This window comes from Aliiroseovarius halocynthiae (assembly GCF_007004645.1).
Lineage (GTDB): Bacteria > Pseudomonadota > Alphaproteobacteria > Rhodobacterales > Rhodobacteraceae > Aliiroseovarius > Aliiroseovarius halocynthiae.
Genome location: NZ_ML660036.1, coordinates 1 through 3033, shown reverse-complemented (window position 1 = coordinate 3033; position 3033 = coordinate 1). Strand labels below are relative to the sequence as shown.

The window sequence follows — 3033 nt, the reverse complement described above, 5'->3', positions numbered from 1 at the left end:
GCTTTATCTGCAGATCCCCAATCAGCAAGCTCAGGAACATAGTAACCAGCGCCTCTTCTTTTAGCGGCCCTGCCACGTCTAGTTCGCTGATGATGTCCGCAAGCAAGGGGATGACGACTTCACGCCCGCCCTTTGAAATTGCTGCGCCCAGCTCGCCGGATATGTCAGCCGCCGCCGCACGGTTTAGCTTTACCGCCCGCTCACCCAGCAGCATCTTCAAAAGCACCGGCGCAACAGCTTCTAGAATGGCAATCGGCTTATCGCGTTGATCGACAGCTTGGGTCAGCATCTCTTTGACTTGGGCAGTATTGTCCCGAACCATCGCCTCGAATAATCCATTTTTATCGCCATACCAGCGATATAGCGTCTCGTTCGAGGCCTTCGCCGCCTTTGCAATGTTCAGCATTGAGGCGCCTTCATACCCGCGTTCGCCCATAACGTCATAGGCTGCCGCTGTGATCTCTTCGTGCCTTTTTTGCCGTTTCGCGTCGCGCATTGGGTCCTCGGAAAACTGTTGACCGAAACCGTACACATGATTACGGATTAACACAAGTGTACATATCTATACGGCTACGGAGGCCAAAATGATTCGATCAACAACCTATTCACTTGTTGCCCTGTCCCTGCTGCTTCACGCGGCGATATTCGGGTTTTTCTATGCGTGGGTGTGTTCCACCATGTGGGGCCTCGATGCGGCCGACCCGCGCATTGCCATTCAAGCGATGCAAGCCATGAACGCCTCGGTCCGCAACGCTGTTTTCGCTCCGGCGTTCTTCGGCACCCCCATCATTTCGTTTCTGGTGGCAGGCCTTCTTTATGGACAGGGCGTAAAACGCAGTGCGGCTTTGTTCGGTGCCGCCGGTGTGACGTATCTGCTGCTTGGTGCGGTCCTAACCATGACGATCAATGTTCCGATGAACGAAGCACTTGCGCAGGTGCGAGTGCCAGATGACCTTGAAACGGCCAGAACCATTTGGGAGGAATACTCCAAACCTTGGCAATTCTGGAATATTACCCGCACGATCACCTCAGCTGCGGCCTTCTTACTTGCGTTCCTGGGGTGCTTTACCCTGCAATCGGCAAAACGGGCCTAGCGCCTCGCCCGTTACCGTCCAAGACAGCCAAGACTAGGGGGCCGTTCGCTTGGGTTCCCCCTAGCCACCCCGCGTTCTCTCTGCCATATCTCCGATCAACGAAGGAGACCGCGCCATGACCCGTATAATCAACAGCCTGTCTGAAATTTCCGCAAATTACGACGCTCTGTTTGTCGATCTTTGGGGGTGTGTGCACAACGGGATCACCGCGTTTGACGCGGCTGTGGCCGCTCTGCAAGCTTACCGCGCAAATGGGGGCTTTGTGGTTTTGGTCACGAACTCTCCCAAACCACGCGCCGGCGTGATGGAGCAGTTACCGGATTTCGGCGTACCCTCGGATTGCTATGACACCATCGCTACGTCGGGCGACAGCGCGCGTGCGGCCATGTTCACGGGCGCTGTTGGAAACAAGGTCTATTTCATGGGCGAATGGGAACGCGACGAAGGGTTCTTCGAACCGATGGAGGTGATCGATACACCGGTCGACATCACCCGCGTCCCCGTCGATCAGGCCGAGGGTATTGTCTGCTGCGGCCCCTTCGACCCGATGGCCGATCCTGACACATGGCGCGCGGATCTGCTGATGGCGAAGCAGCGCGGGGCAAAGCTGCTTTGCGCAAACCCAGATATCATTGTGGACCGTGGCGAGGCGCGCGAATGGTGTGCGGGCGCGATCGCGCAGATGTACACGGAAATGGGCGGCGAAAGCCTGTACTTCGGCAAGCCCCACCCGCCGATCTACGACCTTGCCCGCCGCCGCATGTTGGCCGAAGGACGATCAGTGCAAGACAACCGTATCCTTGCCATTGGCGACGGCATTGCGACCGACATCAAGGGTGCATTGGGCGAAGATATTGATTCCCTGTTCATCACCGGCGGCCTTGCCCGGGACGAGACGAAAACCAGCACGCAACCCGATCCAGACGCACTGGACCAGTATATCCAGTCGCAGATGATCACGCCCAGTTTTGCGATCGGTTACCTGGGGTAATTAAGATACTGATTTATAATACACTTCTGATCCGCACCCTTTGCGCCTCGAAAGGATGAGGGTGCAGTTCTGCGCCAATTTCGCCTTGCGCTTACCCCAACTTCCCTCTTGATTTTCTGCAGTTGCAAAGTAATGTTATTGCCGATACGGACAGGTATTCGTCCATTTGTTACCCGGAGGGCAAAATGTTGGACAACTTCCCACGCGGAACGATCTGCATTGAAGAGCTGGAAATCGGCATGTCGCGTCACATCGTAAAAGAAGTGACAGACCGCGACATCGAACTGTTCGCCGAGGTCTCGACCGACCGCAATCCGGTGCATCTGGATGACGAGTTTGCAAAAGATACCATCTTTCAGGGACGCATCGCCCACGGGATGCTGAGTGCCGGGTTGATCTCGGCCGTGATTGGCGAACAGCTGCCCGGACATGGCACCATTTATATGGGCCAGCAACTGACCTTTTTGGCCCCCGTGCGCCCCGGTGACGTTGTTCGCGCCGAGGTAACAGTATTGGACATCGACCACGCCAAACGTCGCGTCACATTGAAGACCGAATGCCTGGTCGACGGAAAGCCCGTCCTGAAGGGCGAGGCGAAGGTTTTGGCCCCGTCAGCCAAGCTGGACTAGTCAATTTATGACGAGTGCTCTAACTCTGAACATCGTGACCATTCCGTGTGAGCGGTATTGCCAGCTACTGTTCAAGCTGTGCTGAGCCACACTATCGCGTCAAGCTTTCAAACCTGTGATCCACATCTCGTTGAATGGCGCCGTTAGCCCTTTCCCGTGTCACTTGGGCGCAGAACACGTTCCCGAGCACCGGGTGCGAGGCTTACGCCTTCAAAACGTACTCGAGTGGGAAAGCTATCCCTGCACAGACTCCAAATACTCCGCCAGCCTGATCAGAGCAGCCGGGGTTGGCGTTTGCACGCCTTTTTCGTCCACCCAG

General features: G+C 56.2%; 4 protein-coding genes. 3 read left to right on the top strand and 1 reads right to left on the bottom strand.

Going from position 1 to position 3033, the window contains the following annotated elements; genetic code table 11:
- Window positions 1-496 (bottom strand): TetR/AcrR family transcriptional regulator (locus FIL88_RS16535; protein ID WP_142854991.1); only part of this gene is annotated, 496 nt, incomplete at its 3' end.
- An 88-nt stretch (window positions 497-584) separates the two neighbouring features.
- On the opposite strand from FIL88_RS16535, the gene FIL88_RS16530 reads away from it, so the two are divergent.
- From FIL88_RS16530 to FIL88_RS16520, 3 genes are all read left to right on the top strand, one after another.
- A complete protein-coding gene (locus FIL88_RS16530) occupies window positions 585-1094 on the top strand; it encodes an anthrone oxygenase family protein (RefSeq protein ID WP_142854990.1) in 510 nt (169 codons plus the stop codon).
- Between the two features lie 115 nt (window positions 1095-1209).
- On the top strand, window positions 1210-2085 hold the full coding sequence (locus FIL88_RS16525) for a TIGR01459 family HAD-type hydrolase (protein WP_142854989.1): 876 nt from the start codon (window positions 1210-1212) through the stop codon (window positions 2083-2085).
- A gap of 185 nt (window positions 2086-2270) precedes the next feature.
- Window positions 2271-2714 (top strand): MaoC family dehydratase, encoded by a 444-nt coding sequence (locus FIL88_RS16520; RefSeq protein ID WP_142854988.1) that lies wholly within the window; start codon window positions 2271-2273, stop codon window positions 2712-2714.
- Window positions 2715-3033: the final 319 nt, after the last annotated feature.